Origin of the sequence: Agromyces sp. C10, assembly GCF_023217995.1 — a bacterium.
In the GTDB taxonomy this organism is placed as follows: domain Bacteria; phylum Actinomycetota; class Actinomycetes; order Actinomycetales; family Microbacteriaceae; genus Agromyces; species Agromyces indicus.
This window is the reverse complement of sequence record NZ_JALPSX010000018.1, coordinates 1-1,081: the sequence shown is the minus strand read 5'-3', so window position 1 is coordinate 1,081 and position 1,081 is coordinate 1. Positions and strand designations below refer to the sequence as shown.

Sequence of the window (1,081 nt, the reverse complement as noted above, 5' to 3'; positions counted from 1 at the left end):
CTAGCTGTACCCGGCCATGAGGTTGGTGCGGTTGGGGGTCTTGTGAACGAGGAGAACCTCCGGGCTTAGTGGAGATGTCTGACGTCTTCACAACTCGGAGGTTCTCGTGCCCCACGCTAATGCCCGTCTGACTGTTCATGGCAGGCGGTTGATTGTCGAACGAGCCTTGGCCGGCTGGAGCCAGGCGCAGATCGCTTCGGCGATGGGAGTGTCCCGACGGTGCGTGCAGCGGTGGCTGTACCGGTGGCGTGACGAGGGCGAGTTCGGGCTGCGGGATCGGTCCTCCCGTCCGCACCGCAGCCCCCGTCGGACCAGCGCCGACGCCGAGCGGGTGGTGCTGGCGATCCGGGCGCGGGAGCGAGTGGGTCGGGAGGAGATCGCCGCGCGCACGGGGGTGCCAGCTCGCACGGTCTCGCGCATCCTGGTCCGACACGGGGTGCCGCACCTGTCCCGGCTGGATCCGATGACCGGACAGCTGATCCGAGCGTCGAAGACCACCGCAGTCCGCTACGAACGGGACCGGCCGGGCGAACTGGTCCACATGGACGTGAAGAAGCTCGGCCGCATCCCCGACGGGGGTGGGTGGCGTGTGCATGGTCGCGGCGTCGGCGACAACCGCGACCGACGTCACGGCAACGGCTACGACTATGTGCACTCCCTCGTCGATGACTGCACCCGACTGGCGTACTCCGAAATCCACCCCGACGAACAGGGCACCACCTGTGCGGGATTCCTTGAACGCGCCCTGGTCTACTTCGCCGGCTACGGCATCACCCGTGTCGAACGATTGATCACCGACAACGCCTGGGCATACCGGTATTCGCTCCGCGAGCTATGCGCCCGGCACGGCATCACCCAGAAATTCATCCGACCCCACTGCCCGTGGCAGAACGGGAAGGTCGAACGCTTCAACCGGACCCTGCAAGCCGAGTGGGCCTACAAACAGGCATTCACCTCAAACACCGAACGTGCCGCCGCCCTTGCACCATGGCTCGAGCACTACAACACTGAACGACGCCACTCAGCCATCGGAGGCCAACCCCCGATCAGCCGACTGCAACCAACCTGACGGCCCGGTACA

General features: G+C 65.9%; 1 protein-coding gene. It reads left to right on the top strand.

Annotated elements, in window-relative coordinates:
* Positions 1–106: 106 nt before the first annotated feature.
* Positions 107–1,069, top strand: coding sequence for an IS481 family transposase (locus M1L56_RS15815; protein WP_248599961.1), 963 nt, complete (start codon positions 107–109; stop codon positions 1,067–1,069).
* Positions 1,070–1,081 lie beyond the last annotated feature (12 nt).